This window comes from Deltaproteobacteria bacterium (assembly GCA_016235345.1).
Classification (GTDB): Bacteria; Desulfobacterota; Desulfobacteria; order Desulfobacterales; family Desulfatibacillaceae; genus JACRLG01.
Genome location: JACRLG010000024.1, coordinates 110334 through 126356, shown reverse-complemented (window position 1 = coordinate 126356; position 16023 = coordinate 110334). Strand labels below are relative to the sequence as shown.

Sequence of the window (16023 nt, the reverse complement as noted above, 5' to 3'; positions counted from 1 at the left end):
GCCTTTATTGTCCGGCCCCGCCTGTGTCATCCTGCCCCGGCCCGCTGAGCGCGAACGCGCGATTAAATTTGAGCAAACAAGCAACCCATGTTGATCTATCCCGACCGGCTGCTCAAAACCGATGAAATGCAAGGAACGCGAGCGGCGCGGGGAGGAATAGTACTTTTTCGTACATGACGACCCGCGCCGCGATGCGTGACACAGCAGTTCGCGGTTTTGGGCAGCCGGTCATCGCGCTGCTTTTTTTTCGCGGCCCTTGAGGACGGCCAGGCCAAAATCATGGCCCTTGTCAAAGGCCGCCAGGTTGGCGTCCTCGGTTCCCTTGGGGACTGACTTCACCACCGCCTTGCGGGCCGCGTCCCCCGTCACCACACGGCTCACGGCCACGATGAAGCCGAGCATTATGATGTTGGCCATCATCTTTTTGCCCATTTCCTCGGCAAGGCGGGTGGCCGGAATGGCGAAGACCTCGGTCTTTGTGCCCTTGGCCTTCACGAGGTCCTGGTCGATGAGGAGCACGGTGTCGTCCTTGGCCGATCCTATGTATTTATCGAACCCGGCCTGGCTCATGGCGCCCAGAACGTCGGGCCTTCGCACGAAGGGATAGTGGATCACGGAATCCGAGATCATCACCTGTGCCGAACAGGCCCCGCCGCGCGATTCAGGCCCGTATGCCTGGATAAGGGTGCTTTCCTTGTGATCGCCTATGGCCGCAGCGGCTCCCAGAATCTTTCCCAGAAGCACTATGCCCTGGCCGCCGAAGCCGGTGACCAGGATTTCCTTTTTTCCGATTGCAGTCATGGCCTTCAATCCTTTCCCGTCTCGGCAAGCTGGGGCCGGTATGTCTTGTCGTAGAGGGAGAGAAAGCTGTCCTGGTCCTCGTCGATGAAACGCCCCAAAACGACCGGGCCCTGGCCCGGCGGGGCGATTTCTGCCGGGCTTGCGCCGTTTTTGATGATGGTGTTGCCCTGGTAATTCCTGAGGGTCACCAGGGGCAGTTCCTTGTTCCGCCTGCCGTAGTTGATGGGGCATGGGGCCAGAACCTCTATGAAGGAAAAGCCCCGGCGGGTGAGGGCCGTCTGCACCGATTCCATCAGGTCCCGGCTGTGGAGTATGGTCCATCGGGCAACGAAGGTCGCGCCCGCCGCGTATGCCAGAAGGGGCAGGTTGAAGGGCCGGTCCGGGTTCCCCTTGGGGGTGGTGGTGGTCTTGGCCATGCGCGGGGTGGTGGCGGCGGCCTGGCCGCCCGTCATGCCGTAGTTCAAGTTGTTGACGCAGATGACTGTTAAGTCCATGTTGCGCCGGGCCGCGTGGATGAAGTGGTTTCCGCCGATTGCGAAAAGGTCGCCGTCGCCCGAAAACACGATGACGTTCAGTTTCGGGTTGGCGAGCTTCAAGCCCGTGGCGAAGGGAATGGCCCTGCCGTGGGTGGTGTGGTAGGAATCGAGCTTGACATACCCCGCCGCGCGTCCCGAACAGCCTATGCCGGAAACCATTACTGTGGAGGCGAGGTCAACGCCGGATGCCTTGATTCCCCGAAGCGTGGCCGAAAAGGTGGGGCCTATGCCGCAGCCCGGACACCAGATGTGAGGAATCCGGTCCGTGCGCAGAAGATCGTCAAGTGGATGATGATCGAACCCTTCGGCGGCTTGTTCCTGTTTTTTGGCTGTTGTGGCCATTTTTTTAACCTTTTTATACTGCGAAAGGATTAGAAAAAATCCTTAATCACCCATAAGCCCCCAGGCCGATCAAAAACGATGAAATGCAAGGCGCACGAGCCGGGCGGGGAGGACGCGTACTAAAAGTACGTTACGAGCCGCCCGGCGAAGTGCAACACAGCAGTTCGCGTTTTAGGACGGCCTGGATTTTATCCAAGACTGTATCGGGTGAAATCAGGCTCCCCCCGCAGTGGCCCACCAGATGCACCGGAACCCTGCCCTTGGCGGCCCTCTCGACTTCAAGATGAACCTGGCCCAGGTTGATTTCCACGGTGATCATGGCCTTCGCCTTTTCAGCCAGCCGGGCGATTATCCTTTCGGGAAAGGGCCATACGGTCAGAAGCTGGAGAAGGCCGACTTTAAGGCCCTCCGCCCTCGCCTCCTCCATCGCCGCAAGGCAGGTGCGGGTGGATACCCCGTAGGAGACGAGCACGATTTCAGCGTCCGCCAGCTCGAACTCGCGCACCTTTATTATGTCTTCGAGGTTCTTTTCGATCTTGGCGAAAAGCCTTGTCTGCATTGAATCCTGGGCTTCCACGGTCATCACCGGGTAGCCCTTTTCGTCGTGGGTGAGCCCGGTTACATGGATACAGTAGCCGTCCCCGGCAACGGCCATGGGGGGCACGCCGTTTTCCGCAGGCTCGAAAGGCCTGAACCGGTCCTTGCGCCCTTTGGCCTTCACCCGGTCGATCACCGTTATCCGGGACTCTTCGGGTATAACCACCCGCTCGGACATGTGGCCCACCACCTCGTCGGCCATCACAAGCACCGGCACACGGTACTTTTCCGAGAGGTTGAAGGCCCGGATGGTCTCGTAAAATGCCTCCTGGGCGGAGGCCGGGGCCAACGCGATGAGGGAGTAATCGCCGTGGGAGCCCCACCTCGCCTGCATCATGTCGCCCTGGGCGCCCTGGGTGGGAAGACCGGTGGAAGGGCCGGCCCGCTGGACGTTAACCACCACGCATGGGGTTTCGGTGATCACCGCAAGGCCAATGTTTTCCATCATGAGGGAAAAACCGGGGCCTGAGGTGGACGTCATGGACTTCACCCCGGCGCAGGACGCCCCGATAATGGAGGCCATTGCGGCGATTTCGTCCTCCATCTGAACGAACACTCCCCCCACGCCGGGCATACGGTTCGCCATGCGCTCGGCCACCTCTGTGGCGGGGGTTATGGGATATCCCCCGAAAAACCGGCATCCTGCGGCCAGTGCGCCTTCGGCTATGGCCTCGTCGCCGGTCATATAATGCTCGCCTGTAAGAACCACTGGTGACATCAGGCAGCGTCCTTTCGGGAGGCGTCCGGGGAAACCGGGATTTCCACGGAGAAAATGGCGAATTCAGGGCAGATGGATTCGCAGTAATGGCAGTTTACGCACTCTTCGGGCCTTTGCACTTCGGGCGGATGATAGCCCTTCTGGTTATAGTGCTCGGCGGGCGCAAGGACCTTCTTGGGGCAGTAGGCGATGCAATAGCCGCATCCCTTGCAGCGGTCCTCCACCACGTGGACCTTGCCACGGGTAACCGGGATGTCGTCCGCATCCAGGGGAAGTCGCCAGTAAGTCATGGGGGTGTCCTTGAAATTTTGGGTCAAAAGCCATCCTAAAGAGCATCTCTTTAACATGACCCGGTGGAAAACGCAAGGGAATGAATGGAAGAGCATAAGAGTTTTTGCGGACACCCCCCAAAAAAATCAGGGGGTGTCAAAAATTTCTGCGGTTAAAGCGAAAAATTGAGCAGCTTGTGCAAAAATCAGGAGGGCGAAGCCGAGGAGGCCTTTTCTATTACGCCGCCATCCAGCCGGAAAAACCCGGAATCAGGGGCAACCTGCCTGAACATGTCAAAGGTGTGGGCGTGACAGGTGAAGTAGAGGACCTGCATGGAGCGCGCGATGTCAGAAAGCACCATGGCGGCCCTTTCCGCTCTTGGGTGATCGAAATTGACGAAAACGTCGTCCATCACAAGGGGAATCCCGCCGTGTCGGGCGGCTCCGGCCCTGGCATAGGCAAGACGAAGGCACAGGTAGAGCTGCTCGGCGGTTCCACGGCTCAATTCGGAGGTTTTCCTGCGAACCCCTGACGGAGCTTCCGCCTCTATCTCAAGCTGGCCTGTGGGAGTGTGAAGGCGGGTGTAGGCCCCGTCCGTTATCTTTGCGAAAAGGCTTTCCGCCTCCTTTATCACCGTGGGCCGCTCGCTTTCCTCAAAGCGGCTCCTGGCCTGGGATAAAAGCTCAAGGGCTGTGGCGTGGCGGCCCCAGGAAAGGGCCAGGACCCGCAGGCGCTCCCTTACGGCGCATTCTTCCAGGCGAAGCTCGGCAAGAACCGTATCCGAAGCGATTTTTTCAAGGAGGCTCTTGGAATCGGCGGCCCTTTGGCGCGCCGTTTCAAGGTCCGCCTCCACTCTTTCAAGAAGGCCCCTCACCTCGTCGAGCCTTTCGGACACGGCCTGCGGATCAAGGGCTAAAAGCCTCCGGCAGAGGGCGTCAAGATCGGCCTCCCCCGAAATTGTCAGAAGGTTCCGGGCCGCAACATCGTGGGCTGATGACAGCCTTGCATGTTCCTCCGCCCTTGCCCCAAGCTCCATGAATTCATCGATGTCCCTCGCCCCCGCTGATTCAAGCAGATTTTTCACCTCGGAATCGAGCCTCAAAAGCTCTTTGTCGTGGGCGCAAATCCGGCGGCCAAGGGCCGCCGCAAGTTCTGAAAGCCTTATCAATTCGGCCTTGGCGTCCATATTCTTCTTTAGATCAGACTGGATGAGGCGCACTGAGGAATCAAGAATTTCGTCCGTTGCGATTTCCCTGCCGCAGGCGGCAATCACTCTTTGGGCATCAGTCTTGAAGCTGGAAATCCTCTTTTCGATTTCCGCAGCCTCCGAAATAGCATTTTCAAGCTCCCTTACTATCCTTGCGCCGTTTTCCATAAAGCCAAAGGCGTCAAAAGCCGTTTTGGGCGAAAGATCGGCGGGAAGCCCAAGGGATGAAAGCCCCTCCTTCCAAGCGGACAGTGTTTCATCATGAGCCGCCACGGCCTTTTCAAGGCCAGTCCCGGCTTCATCCCGCCTGTTTCGGGCAGTCCGGGCGGCCTCTTTCGCCTTTTCAAGGGCGGCTTCCGCCGCCTGCCGCCTGTTTTCCCGATCCGCCTGTTCCCTTTCGCGGCGGTCAAGGGCCTCCGCCATGCCGTCCCAGTCGTTGCCCGTAAAACCTGATTCCCCTGCAAGCTCATTCAACCTGGAAATTGAGTCACGCCATGCCCGGTTTGCGTTTTCGGCTCCTTTTCGAGCTTCCTCAAATATTTTTGTATTCCTTTTACGTTGGAAAAACAAAAAGCCGCAGACGACAAGGGCAGCCAGAACCACCCCGACTCCTTGAAGAACGCCCGCGTAATAAAAGAATGGGGCCGCAAAGACAAGACCCGCAAAGACGGGGGCGAAAACAACCCATAAGGGGTACACCCGGCCTTCATGGTCTTTTGCGCGGACTTGGGCGAACTCCGCCTCCTTTTCCAAACCCCTGGCCTCTGTTTCCAAATCCCTGCAAAGGCGCAGGTTTTTCCGGACTCCGGCCATATCGGCGTAATCCATCACAGTATCATCGTTGTAAAGGGCCGCGTTTTCGGCGGCGCGGGCCTCCTCCGCTTCCGCCTCGCGGGCCGTCCCGAAATGAACGCCAAGAATCTCCCTCGCCTTCTCCACGGCTCGCTCAGCCTCTAAAAGAGCCTTTCCCTTGTCGTCAAGGTCCTGTTTCACAAACACCGAGCAGTCCGCATTTTTAAGCCTCTCCCTGGTCCAGTCAGGCCCAAGCCCCCGGCAGATTCCGTCCGCCTCGGCCATGAGCCCGGCAATCCTGCCATTTTTCCCGGAAAGCTCCCGTACGTTTTCCCTGAAGGCCGCAAGATTTTCATTAAGACGCTCTATGGCCGCCGCGTTTTCCTCCAAAAGAGGGTCAACCGTCCAAGCCTTCAAATCAGCCTCGTGATCCTCCTTTTCAGCCAGGCACTTGGCGCGTTCGTATTTTTCCTTGTCCGCAAGGGATATCAGGCGTTCGAGCCTTTCGATCCCCCTTGGGGGAAACCCTGAATGGCCCGGCCCCAGAGCTTCCATCCGGGCTGCGGTATCCCGGAAAACCACCCAGTCAGCCCAGAGTTTTACGGTGTTTTCCAGGCCAAGCCTTTCCCGGCCCAGTTCTTTTCGCAAAAGGGCGAGTTCTCCGGCAAGGGTTTCGGCCTCGGATAGCTCGCTTGTCACCTGGGAGTACCGGTCCTGATCCTTAAGGGCCATGACGATTTTTTTCCTGATCTCGGAAAGCGCCGCAAGTTCCTGGTTGATCGCAGGCTTGGAGCCGCCTGATTTGAAAAGCTCCTCCTTTACGTTTCCGAGCTTTTTGAAGGCGTCCGCGAAGGTATGCATTCCAGCGCCAAAACTTGCCCCGAAAAGCGCTCCCTTGACTGCCTCGTCCGTAAGATTCTTGAACTCGGCAAGCTCCTTTAGGCTGAAGGTGTAAATAGAGTTGAAGAGGGGCTCGGTGACGCCGGCAAAAAGGAGCCGAAGCTCCTCCTCGCCGCCCTTTTGCCCGTTTTCGAAAAGGATTTCGGGCTTTGACCTGTTTTTTCTATGGCGGCTAATCATAACTGTTCCGGGGCCTGCTCCGGCAAGGACTATGAGCCCCCCGTGCTCGCCCCCGCAAAGGGGCGGCGGGGCCTGCACGCTCCGGCGTCCGTCGGGAAACCCGAAGAACACGGCCCGGAAAAAGGCCAGAAGAGTCGATTTTCCAGCCTCGTTGTCGCCGTAAAAAATGTTCAGGCCTGAAGAAAGGCCGGTCACCTCCACATTATTAAAGACCCCGAAGCCGTCGAGATGAAAGTCCCGGATTATCATTGGGCCTCCCCTTCCAGACGGTCCAGGCACAAAAGAACCGCGCCTTCCGCCAACTCTTCGATTTCCTTGTCCGTCAGCGCCGGAAGGGCGTCCCTTGCCCTTGTATTGGAATAAAGGTCGGCCAGGACTTTTTTCGTGGACAAAAACCCCTCCCCGCGCCATTCGTCCGAAATCGCAAGAACCTGGGCGAACAGATCGCCGCCGCCGCGCCTTTCATCGAGATCGACGTCGGGAAGAACCCGGCTGATGATCTCCTCGACCCATACAAAAGGCGAAAGCCCCGAAAATTCCTCCTTAAGCCCCGAAAGAAGGTCCTCCACCGCCATAGCCGCCGCAAGCTCCCCGTAGAGGGAGCCCCGCCCGGTAAGCCGCAGTCGGCATACGAGGCCCCTTCCGTCGGCTTCGGCGGCCATCTCGCGCACCTGTCGTATCATGGCGTCCAGAAGGCCGCCTATGCTTTCAAAGGGCGCGATATCCAAGGCTCTTTCTGAAAATCGCACGGTATCAAGCGGCGCGAAGACTTCGACGGCCCCTCCGGCATGGTCAACCGTGACAACGAGCGCGCCTCTCGGCCCGGTTTCCCGGAAGCTGCGGCCTTGGATGTTGCCGGGATAAAGCGCAAGGGGGGAGTCGCAGACTTTGCGGCGCTCGTGGACGTGGCCAAGGGCGAAATAGCGAACGCCGCATTGGGCAAGGTCGCTTATGGAGCAGGCGGCATAGTTTTCGTAGCCGCCCACTCCTCCCACGTTGGCGTGTACAAGGCCGATGGAAAAAAGGGGGGATTCATGAACAGGAAACATGGCCGCAAGGTTTCTTGTTTCCTCGCGTTTCGCGTAGCTGATTCCGCTCACAAGGGCTATGGTCCGACCGGAAACCTCAACCAGGATGGATTCGACCTTTTTGGAATCGAACACATGGACGTTTTCGGGAAGCGCCACGCTCTTGAAGCCGGAAGCCACCGGGTCATGGTTGCCGTAAACCGCGAACACCGGGATTCCACGCTCGGAAAGCCTTTTCATGCCCTCGGCGAATGCAAGGCGGGCTTTAAGGCTGGGCGCGTCGAGATCGAAAACATCCCCAGCCACCAGAAGAAACCGGGCATCCTGTTCGATGACGCAATCCACGAGGTTCCGAAAAGCCGCAATGGAGGCGTCCTTGAGCACCTGGGCGATTTCCGGCTCACGGGCCGTGACTCCGGCAAAGGGGCTTCCAAGGTGCAGGTCAGCCGCGTGGACGAATTTGAAGGGCTCCATGATGATTTTCCTGAAAAGGATTATGGCGATTCATTACAGATACATGAACGGGAAATTTATGGCAAGCCCGCCAACCAGCCGACGGCTGGCGGCAAAAATCCCATGAGTGCGGGCCTTTCACACAGCTTTCTTGCCATTTCAGTCATCCGGGTCTATAACCCCTTCATCTTAATACTGAAGGAACATCAAAGGCCATGAGTGAAATTTCCAAGGTGGCAAGGGCGGCGGGAACAAGCGGGGCCGCCACCCTCATCTCGCGTCTACTGGGCTTCGTGCGCGACGCCTCCACCGCCTGGCTGTGCGGAAGCGGCATGGCCGCCGACGCCTTTTTCGTGGCCTTCCGAATTCCCAACCTGCTGCGCCGCCTGGTGGGCGAAGGGGCCTTGAACGACGCCTTCGTGCCGGTCTTCACCGAAAAATTGGTGAGGGAAGGCAAGGACGAGGCGGCCCGGCTGGCGGTGGCCATGTTCCGCTTTCTCGCCCTGTGCCTCTTGGTGATTACGGCCCTGGGCATGATATTCACGCCCCTTGTGGTGAAGGTCATCGCTCCGGGTTTCGACGCGTCCCCCGGCAAGCTGGAACTCACCATTTACCTTACCAGGATCACCTTTCCGTATATCTTCTTCATTTCCCTGGTGGCCCTGTGCCAGGGGGTCTTGAACAGCCTGGGGCATTTTTTCGCCCCCGCCTTCGGCCCGGTTCTCTTGAACCTTTCCATGATAGGCTCCATTTATTTCCTGGCCCCCTTCGTGGACCCCAGGGTGATGGGACTTTGCATCGGCGTGGTTATCGGCGGGGTGATCCAGCTCATTTTCCAGATGCCCTACATGGCCGTAAGAGGTGTTAAGCCCTGGAAGGGCCGCACACTGTGGCACCCTGCTATAAAGCGGGTTCTGCTTCTTATGGGGCCCAGAATCCTTTCCACGGGCGTCTACCAGATAAACGTGATGGTGGGCACCATGCTGGCCTCGCTCCTGGCCGCCGGAAGCGTATCCTATCTTTATTACGCCGACCGCATAGTGGAGCTTCCCTTCGGCATTTTTGCGGTGTCCATCTCAACTGCGGTGCTGCCCACCCTGGCCCGGCAGGCGGCCAAAAACGACCGGGAGGGCTTCCTGGAGAGCTTCGGCTACGCCATGCGGCTCATGATCTTCATCACCGTGCCCGCCGCAGTTGGGCAGATAGTGCTCAACCGCCCCATAGTGGCGCTTCTTTTCGAGCGCGGGGAGTTCTCCCCCGACACCACCATCCAGACCGCCAAGGCGCTTTTATACTACAACCTGGGGCTTGTCTCCTTTTCCGCCGTGCCCATTCTGATCCGGCCCTTTTCGGCTCTCCAGGACACCATGACCCCCACCAAGGTGGCGATAATAGCGGTTCTCGCCAACATCGCCTTTTCCGCCGCCCTCATGGGGCCTCTGGCCCACGGCGGGCTGGCCCTGGCCACCAGCCTTTCGGCCACAGTCAACATGGGCCTTTTGGCCTATCACCTGAAAAAGCGCTTCGGTCGCCTTGGGGGCCGGGCCATAATGAAATCCCTTCTGAAGGCCCTTTTCGCATCCGGCCTGATGGCGGCTGTGGTATGGGGCCTGCGTCTTGTTCTGATCGGCGATGGGCATCTCCACACTCTGGACCTTTTATGGCGGATGGGAGCCTGCATCACGGTCGGCATGTCGGTTTACGGCGTAACCGCCTGGAATGTGGCCAGGGAGGATTTCGGATTCGCCCTTGCCATGTTCGGAGGCGGAAGAAGATTCAAAAATCTGGGAAACCGGCTTTTTGGACGCTTCAAAAAATGATAGGATGGCTTATTATCGGAAAAACCCGACTGCCGGGCCATTTCCGGCGCGGCCCGCGCTTTTCCCAGTTCCGGGCGGAGACGCGGCGTTTTTGACTCGCAAACCATGATCAGATGAGGCGAATGACACATGGGGTGGAAAAATTCGGCCATACTCGCAACCCTCTTTGCGGTGGCCTGCGGTGCCTTCGTTTTCCTGGTTTTCAGCAATAACGGGGTGAAGCTTGTTGAGGCCAAGCGCCGCGAACACGAGGCCGTGCTTGCGGCCAACCGAAAGATGGAAGAGGAAAACGCCGAAATGGCGCGAACCATCCAAAGGCTCAAGGAAGACCCCTTTTTCGTGGAGTTCGTGGCCAGGCAGGAATACGGGCTGACCGGCCCTGACGACATGGTTTTCACCTTTGACAGGACCCGGACAGGCAAGCCCGTGTGGCCCGAAGAACGAGCCGCAGACGAGGCCCGGAGGGTCGAGGAGGCCAGAAAGCTGAAAAGGGAGCAGGAGGAAGGCCACAAGCCTGAGGCCAAAAAGCCGGAAAAATCGGAAGGGTCCACCAAAAAATCCGGCGGAAAAAAGACGGAAAAACCCGAAAACAAAAAAGACCGGAAAAAGAAAGAAACATAGCCAGCGGTGAGCAAAACCATTCAAAAAAACATTCTCGTGGTATCCCGTTGCGCCTGGACCCTTTACAACTTCCGCGCGGGCCTCATGAAGGGCCTCATTGCAAAAGGCCACAAGGTGCGCTGCGCCGGGGCGGAAGGCGATGGCTTCGAAAAGCGCCTTAGAGAGGAAGATTTCGATTTCATCCCCATACCCGTGGACAGGCGCGGCATAAACCCTCTGGCGGACCTAAGGCTTTTGTTTCACCTTTTTTTCCTTTACAGAAAACTTGCGCCCGACGTGGTTCTCCACTTCACCATAAAGCCCGTGATCTACGGCTCGGTGGCGGCGCGCCTGGCGGGGGTGCCCCGCATAGTCAACACGATCACCGGCCTTGGCTACGCCTTCACCGGCCGCCAGTCGGGCTGGCTTAAGCGTATCGTGATGCCCATGTACAGGGCCGCCATTTCAAGCGCCCATTTCACCTTTTTTCAAAACAGCGAGGACCGCGACTTTTTCGTGTCCCGCAATCTTGCCAGGCCCGAAAATACCGGCGTCCTTCCGGGCTCCGGCGTGGACTGCGACCGGTTCCGCCCCCGCCCGGAAGCCCTTGACGGCGACAGGCCCGTAATCCTCATGGTGGCCCGGCTCCTGGAAGACAAGGGCGTCCGGGAATTCGCCGGGGCGGCAAGGATGGTCCGGGAAAAGCGCCCGGAGGCCCGGTTCGTCATCCTGGGGCGCAGAGACGAGCGCAACCCTTCGGTGATTCCCGAAAAGGAAATTGCCTCCTGGATCGATGAAGGCGTCCTGGAATGGCCGGGGGAGACCGACGACGTGCGGCCCTGGCTGGCCAAGGCCAGGATTGTGGCGCTTCCCTCCTACCGGGAAGGCACCCCCCGGAGCCTTCTGGAGGCATCGGCAATGGCGAAACCCATAGTGGCCGCAGACGTTCCCGGCTGCCGGGACGTTGTGGATCACGGAAAAACCGGCCTCCTGGTTCCGGTGAGGGATGCGAAATCCCTGGCGGAGGCGGTTTCCAGCCTTCTGGAAAATCCCGGTCTGTGCGGGGAAATGGGCGCCGCCGGGCGCGAGAAAATGCTTGCCCGGTACGATGAAAAGTCCGTTATATCGATGATCGCAGGAGCCTTTGAAAAGCCTTCCAAAAGGAGCCGGTGAGATGGAAAAAAACGGCGCGCTCGCCGGAAAGACTGTGGTCCTGGGAGTGTGCGGCGGAATCGCCGCCTACAAGAGCGTTGAGCTTCTCAGGCTTCTGCAGAAACAGGACGCCAGGGTGCGGGTGGTCATGACAGAATCCGCCACGAAATTCGTGGGGCCCCTAACCTTCGAGGCCTTAAGCGGCGAGCGGGTTTATAAGGACATGTGGGAAAAAGGCGACGACGCCATAAGGCACATCTCCTGGGCGAACGAGGCGGATTTGGTTGTGGTGGCTCCGGCCACCGCAAACGCCTGCGCCAAAATTGCCCACGGAATAGCCGACGACCCGCTTTCCACCCTGGTTCTCGCGGTCACGGCGCCGGTGCTTCTATGCCCTTCCATGAACGTCCACATGTACGAAAACCGGGCCACCCAAGACAACCTGGCGGCCCTTGCGAAACGGGGTTACGGTGTGATCGCGCCCGGAAGCGGGTTTCTGGCCTGCGGGGACACGGGCGCAGGCAGGCTTCCCGAACCCGCCGACATCGTTGACAGGATCGAGATGCTCCTCACCAAAAAGGACCTTTCCGGCAGGACGGTTCTGGTCTCGGCGGGCCCCACCAGGGAATTCATCGACCCGGTGCGCTTCGTGTCCAACCCGTCTTCTGGCAGAATGGGCTTTGCCGTTGCCCGCGCCGCCGAGCACCGGGGGGCCGAGGTGATCCTCGTAACAGGCCCGGTCCACATAACGCCCCCCCAGAACGTGACCGTGATAAGGGTTACCTCGGCCCTGGAAATGGCCGACGCTGTCTTCGCCCACGCCCCCAAGGCCGATATCGTTGTGAAAACCGCTGCGGTTTCCGACTACAGGCCCGAAGAGGCGGCAAATCAGAAAATCAAGGGCTCCCGCAACTGCATGACCCTGTCCCTCTGCCCCAACCCGGACATTCTGGCCGCCCTCGGCGAGAATAAACGCCCCGGAACGGTCCTGGTGGGCTTTGCGGCGGAAACCGAAAAGCTGGCGCGTCACGCCACGGAAAAGCTGAAAAAGAAAAATCTGGACATCATAGCGGCCAACCTCATAGGGGCGGCAGGATCGGGCTTTTCCACGGAAACCAACCGCGCCACCCTCTTTTTTCGGGATGGAACCAGCCACTCGCTTGGGCTCATGTCCAAGGCAAGCCTTGCCCATCACATTTTGGATAAGGCCGTGCTCATCCTTCACGGCCAATTGGAAAAATGAAACGCACAGCGCCCCTTGTGAAGGAACTTCTTGTCCTCACCGAAGCGGTCATCGAGGACCTTCGCGTTCAGAGGGACTTAGGCTCCCCCGGATACGACCTTTCCCCGGAAGCCCTTGCCGTGCTCGATCGCTGGGATTCCTCGAAAGCTCCGGCAAAGGCCGCTCCCCGCCCCGCCGACAAGGATGCCCCTTATCAACGAGTTCAGCCAGTGACCAACGTAGCGCGGCCCAGGCAGGCTGCAAGGCCGATAGCCGCTCCTGCACAGGACGCCGCATCGAGCGGGGTGAAGGTTCTTTTCGTGAGTGACCTGCCGATTCCGGCAAACAGCGAGGCCGGAGCCCTTTTGAATAAGATCGCGCAAGCTATGGGATTTTCCGGCGACGAATACAAGGTGGCCGACCTGAACGGGGGAATCGAAGGGGAAAAGGAAAGCGGGAGCCTCGATGAGGTCATGAACGCCATAAGGCCACAGGCTGTTTGCGTTCTGGGCGAGAAGGCCACACGGGACGTGCTCGGTGCAAAAGCCCCCTTCGCCGCGCTTGCCGGGCGATTCCATCAGGCTGAAATCGGCAAGGTGCTGCCCACGTGGCATCCGTCAACCATTCTCGCCTGCCGTTTCCCGGAGGAGGAAAAACAGATCAAGGGCGAGGTATGGAAGCACATGCAGGTGATAATGAAAAGGCTTGGGCTCTCCGCTTCCAAGACCCAAAAGAAGAAGTCCGAAGGCTGATCAGCCCTCATTCTTCAAGGCTTTCAATGAAAAGTCGCGCCATGCCGTCGCTGAAAAGCATCCCGTGAGGAGTGGGCCTTACCCGGCCCTCCGACAAAATGAGCCAGCCCTCGTTTTCGCACCTCTTGAAGGCCCCGCCGAAAACCTCGAAGAAATCCAGCCCGGCCATGCCTGAAAAAGCCCCGACATCGATCCCCTCCGCCTGCCTTAAGCCAATGAAAAGGGTCTCAAGAATCCGATCCCGGCCTGAAAGCTCCTCCCTGCCCTCGCAGGCTGACCCGCCCTTTCCCGCCATCGCAAGATAATCGTAAAGATTTCCGGCGTTCCACCGGCGCGAGGTGCCGTCAAAACTGTGGGCCGAGGGACCAAGCCCCAGGTAGGGCGCGCCGTTCCAGTACTTCACGTTGTGACGGCTCAGAAAACCGTGGCTTTTCGAGTAGTTGGAAACCTCGTAGTGGATGTAACCCGCTCCCGTCAGGACCTCGTGGGTCAGCAAAAAAAGGTCCGCCAGAAGGCCATCATCGGCGGACATCGCCCTGCCCTTCTCCCTCATGGCTCCGAATGGGCTGTCCTTTTCGATGGTGAGCATGTAGCAGGAAAGGTGCTCCGGCGAAAAGCTCAGGGCTTCCGCAAGATCGGCGCGCCAGGATTCGGGGGAGTGGCCGGGAAGGCCGAAAATGAGATCGAGGCCCACGTCGGTAAATCCTGCTTTCCGGGCGTCGGCAAGAGCCTTTTTCGCATCGCCCGAATCATGGATTCTGCCCAGGAATTTCAGGTTTTCGCCGTTGAAGGACTGGACCCCGAAATTGATTCGATTGACCCCCGCCGCCCTGTAGCCCTCAAGAGTTTTCCGGCTCACGGTTTTCGGGTTGGCCTCCAGGGTGACGGAAAGATCGCCCGCAAGGGAGAAAAGCCCCGCCGCGCGGTCAAGAACTGCCTTGATTTGTGATGGAGTCAGAAGGCTTGGGGTGCCGCCGCCGAAATAGACGGTATCGAAACCCGAAAAGCCCGAACCTGCCGCCTGAAACTCCATCTCCTTCAAAAGCGAGTCCACATAAGAGCCTGTGAGGCTTAGGTCCGTAACCGAATAAAACGCGCAGTAGGGGCATTTTTTCACGCAGAAGGGCACGTGGATGTAAAGGCCGGGCAGCGGCGAAGATTTTTTGCAGGCCGCCATTTAATATGCCTCTAAACTGTCTTGAACACCCAAGCAAAAAACGCCTTATCGGTGCATTAGGTTTTTCCGCAACCCCTCAGGCCGATCACAAGCGATGAAATGCGAAGGTTGAGTGAATCGGGCGGGAAGAAATAGTACTTGTCGTACATGACGCCCCGCCCGCTTTGCTCTGACACAGCAGTTCGCGCTTGTGGATGGCCTGCTACACGAAGGAACGCATTATGCGGTTGATAGTCTCATCCACGTTTTCCGGGGTTATGGAAAGCCGCTCCATCATGGCTTTTGCGCGGGCCGCCGCGTCCGGGTTTTTCATGTCCGAAAGCCCACGGAAAACCCCTATGCGCCGCCCCACCTGGTAAAGGGTGCGTATTTCGGGATCAAGAGCCAGAAAGCGCCTTACCGTGGCGATCATGGCGGGCTGATCCCTTGGCAGGACGCCTTCCATGTCCTCGAAAAGGTTCAGAATATGATCGGACGCAAGCACGGTGCCGGTCACCTTGAGGTTTTCCAGGAAAAGGAGGATTTCCTCCGCAACCTCAACCTCGGTGGCCTGAGTGAATGCCCCGCTTGAAAGCTCGGCGAAAAGAGGCGTGGATGACGGCACCGCAAGGGTGCGCAGGCGGATGAAATCCGGGTTGATGAGGTTCAAGGCGTCCGCCGTCTCCAGGGCGTTTTCCAGCGATTGCTCCCGCCCGCCAAGGCCCGGCATCACGTATTCGGAAAGCTCGATACCGGCCTTTTTCACCTTCTGCCCCGCCTTCACTTGCTCCGCCTTGGTGACGCCCTTTTTAACCTTGGATAAAACCGCGTCCGAGCCCGATTCCATGCCGATGTGTATGCGGTTCAGGCCCGCCCCGCCAATTGCCGCGAGGTCCTCATCGCTTATGCGCGCCACGCTGTGGCTGCGGGCGTAGGAGGTTATCCTTTTCACCCAGGGGAAGCGCTCTTTAAGGTGCCTTAGAATGGCGACGAGGTCGGCTGGTTTTATTATCAGGCTGTTGGCGTCCTGCAGAAAAATGGATTCCATGCCTGATGTGTACCAGTTGATTGCGGCTGCGAAGGCCGGGCGCTCGCCTGGGGCGAGCCTTTCCATCAGGCCGTTTACGCCGTCCTGAGTCAGGCCCGAAGGCTCCTGGGCCAGCCTGAAAATCTCCGCAAGATGCCCGCACACGGAGTCGATGTCGGCCATAACGTGGCCTACGGGCCTTAACGAAAAATCCGCCCCCTTGTAAACCGGGCAGAATGTGCAGCGATTCCAGGGGCAGTTTCGCGTCACCCGCACGAGAAGGCTTCTCGCCTCGCTTGGTGGCCTTATGGGCCCCTGCTCGAAACCCGTGTATGGCGCATCCTTTTCCGGCTTGGGCATTTTCCGTCCCTCCTTTCGGCCAATAGTCAGGCTTTAAGCCTGAAAAGTCAAGGAGCGGGGGAGGGACGGTCGGAAGCGGGAGAAGGATAAAAAAAGGCGTCCGAAGATGA

Annotated in this window: 14 protein-coding genes; 6 read left to right on the top strand and 8 right to left on the bottom strand. The window is 58.8% G+C overall.

The genetic code is table 11. The annotated features are described in order from the left end of the window. Nucleotides 1–228: 228 nt before the first annotated feature. The 6 genes from HZB23_12545 to HZB23_12520 all read right to left on the bottom strand — a co-directional run bounded on the left by HZB23_12545 (nt 229) and on the right by HZB23_12520 (nt 7845). On the bottom strand, nt 229–801 hold the full coding sequence (locus HZB23_12545) for a 2-oxoacid:acceptor oxidoreductase family protein (GenBank protein MBI5845484.1): 573 nt from the start codon (nt 799–801) through the stop codon (nt 229–231). A gap of 5 nt (nt 802–806) precedes the next feature. Continuing rightward, nucleotides 807–1679 (bottom strand): 2-oxoacid:ferredoxin oxidoreductase subunit beta, encoded by an 873-nt coding sequence (locus HZB23_12540; protein MBI5845483.1) that lies wholly within the window; start codon nt 1677–1679, stop codon nt 807–809. 130 nt (nt 1680–1809) lie between these two features. Beyond that, nucleotides 1810–2994, bottom strand: coding sequence for a 2-oxoacid:acceptor oxidoreductase subunit alpha (locus HZB23_12535; GenBank protein MBI5845482.1), 1185 nt, complete (start codon nt 2992–2994; stop codon nt 1810–1812). Then, on the bottom strand, nt 2994–3284 hold the full coding sequence (locus HZB23_12530) for a 4Fe-4S binding protein (GenBank protein MBI5845481.1): 291 nt from the start codon (nt 3282–3284) through the stop codon (nt 2994–2996). The genes HZB23_12535 and HZB23_12530 overlap by 1 nt, the downstream gene beginning before the upstream one ends. Before the next feature lie 185 nt (nt 3285–3469). Beyond that, on the bottom strand, nt 3470–6592 hold the full coding sequence (locus tag HZB23_12525) for an AAA family ATPase (GenBank protein MBI5845480.1): 3123 nt from the start codon (nt 6590–6592) through the stop codon (nt 3470–3472). Beyond that, complete coding sequence (locus HZB23_12520) at nt 6589–7845, bottom strand: DNA repair exonuclease (protein ID MBI5845479.1); 1257 nt, start codon at nt 7843–7845, stop codon at nt 6589–6591. Before HZB23_12520 ends, HZB23_12525 begins: the two co-directional genes overlap by 4 nt. On the opposite strand from HZB23_12520, the gene HZB23_12515 reads away from it, so the two are divergent. From HZB23_12515 to HZB23_12490, 6 genes are all read left to right on the top strand, one after another. Next, entirely contained in the window at nt 7822–8043 is a 222-nt protein-coding gene (locus tag HZB23_12515) for a hypothetical protein (GenBank protein ID MBI5845478.1), read from the top strand. The genes HZB23_12520 and HZB23_12515 overlap by 24 nt on opposite strands. After that, complete coding sequence (gene murJ, locus HZB23_12510; GenBank protein ID MBI5845477.1) at nt 8040–9644, top strand: murein biosynthesis integral membrane protein MurJ; 1605 nt, start codon at nt 8040–8042, stop codon at nt 9642–9644. Before HZB23_12515 ends, murJ begins: the two co-directional genes overlap by 4 nt. 129 nt (nt 9645–9773) lie before the next feature. Then, entirely contained in the window at nt 9774–10265 is a 492-nt protein-coding gene (locus HZB23_12505; GenBank protein ID MBI5845476.1) for a septum formation initiator family protein, read from the top strand. A 6-nt stretch (nt 10266–10271) separates the two neighbouring features. Next, nucleotides 10272–11417 (top strand): glycosyltransferase family 4 protein, encoded by a 1146-nt coding sequence (locus HZB23_12500; GenBank protein MBI5845475.1) that lies wholly within the window; start codon nt 10272–10274, stop codon nt 11415–11417. Between the two features lies 1 nt (nt 11418). Beyond that, a complete protein-coding gene (gene coaBC / locus HZB23_12495) occupies nt 11419–12639 on the top strand; it encodes a bifunctional phosphopantothenoylcysteine decarboxylase/phosphopantothenate--cysteine ligase CoaBC (protein MBI5845474.1) in 1221 nt (406 codons plus the stop codon). Then, nucleotides 12636–13370, top strand: coding sequence for a hypothetical protein (locus tag HZB23_12490; protein ID MBI5845473.1), 735 nt, complete (start codon nt 12636–12638; stop codon nt 13368–13370). Before coaBC ends, HZB23_12490 begins: the two co-directional genes overlap by 4 nt. A gap of 7 nt (nt 13371–13377) precedes the next feature. On the opposite strand, the gene hemW is transcribed toward HZB23_12490, so the two are convergent. Then, nucleotides 13378–14547, bottom strand: coding sequence for a radical SAM family heme chaperone HemW (gene hemW / locus HZB23_12485; protein MBI5845472.1), 1170 nt, complete (start codon nt 14545–14547; stop codon nt 13378–13380). Between the two features lie 202 nt (nt 14548–14749). Then, nucleotides 14750–15913, bottom strand: coding sequence for a radical SAM protein (locus HZB23_12480; GenBank protein ID MBI5845471.1), 1164 nt, complete (start codon nt 15911–15913; stop codon nt 14750–14752). Between the last annotated feature and the right edge of the window lie 110 nt (nt 15914–16023).